The sequence below is a fragment of the Pseudomonas sp. IT-P100 genome (assembly GCF_949767185.1).
GTDB lineage: Bacteria > Pseudomonadota > Gammaproteobacteria > Pseudomonadales > Pseudomonadaceae > Aquipseudomonas > Aquipseudomonas fluorescens_B.
In genome coordinates this window covers 1-648 of sequence record NZ_CATKQK010000039.1, presented here as the reverse complement: position 1 = coordinate 648, position 648 = coordinate 1, and the positions used below count along the sequence as shown (strand labels likewise).

Annotated in this window: 1 pseudogene; it reads right to left on the bottom strand. The window is 62.3% G+C overall.

Going from position 1 to position 648, the window contains the following annotated elements:
* Positions 1-648 (bottom strand): annotated as a pseudogene (locus tag ACM6IQ_RS22205) (RHS repeat protein); the annotation flags it as partial.

Sequence of the window (648 nt, the reverse complement as noted above, 5' to 3'; positions counted from 1 at the left end):
GTGAGTTGGTTGCGCAGGTCCCAACTTAGCCGCTGGCCGGGTTGCAATTCACACAGGTTGCCGTTGGCATCGAACCCCGCGGCCAGTTCTGCCTCGGTCGGTGGGCGGTTGTCGCGCTCGGGCAAGCAGCGGTTGCTGTAGCGCGCCCGGGTCAAGGTGCGACTGTGGGCTTGCGCGCCGACATGTTCCAGATTCAGCAGATTGCCGCCGGCGTCGTAGTAGAAGGTTTGTTTGTAGTTGGCGATCTGGCCGGGATCGGGCGGCAAGTGTTGAAAGTCGGGCAGGGCGGGGCCGCCGCGTCCGGATTGGGCCTCGCAACCGGTGGCGTGGATCAACTGGTAAAGCGTGTCGTAGCGATAGGTTTTGATCGGCTCGATGCGTTGGTTATTGAAGTAGCGGATCGGTTGCGCGGCATCTTCGATGCTCAGGACATTGCCCACGGCGTCGTAGAGATATTTGAGGATCTGCAGCGGCGAGCCATCGGCTTTGTGGGCGCTCAGTTGCGTCAGCCTGCCGTTGGCCTCGTCGTAGTGGCGGCGGGTGATGACGCCGTTGCCGGCGGTTTCCGTTTCGAGCTGGTCGGTGGCGTTGTAACGGAGATCGCTGACCAGCAGCTTTTCGGTCTGACTGTCGCCGGCGAGGGTCAGT